This is a genomic window from Luteibacter sp. HAY1-4A, assembly GCF_056755355.1.
The window spans coordinates 1-280 of record NZ_JBNDHZ010000117.1; the positions used below are offsets into that span (position 1 = coordinate 1).

At 65.0% G+C, this 280-nt stretch carries 1 protein-coding gene; it reads left to right on the plus strand.

What is annotated here, in order from left to right:
- Positions 1-280, plus strand: a 280-nt coding sequence (locus ACPYOD_RS19180) for a hypothetical protein (RefSeq protein ID WP_481303275.1), incomplete at both ends; no start/stop codon positions are given.

The window sequence follows — 280 nt, forward strand, 5'->3', positions numbered from 1 at the left end:
CACCGCCTCGGCCACGGTCACCATCGCACCCTGGCAGAACAAAGCCGCAGGCGACCGGCTCACCCTGCGCTGGGGCAGGGCCGGCAACGAACTGAAACATACGGTACCGGCGGGGGAAGAATCCCAGCCTTACATCTTCACCGTCGACCGCGCCGTCATCGACGCGGGTGGCTTCGGCGTCGGCGTCAACGTCAACTACGAGATCGACGACCTCGTCGGGAATTGGTCGCTGTGGTCACCACCGACGCTGGTGGAGACCGAAGACCCCGATGCACTGGAT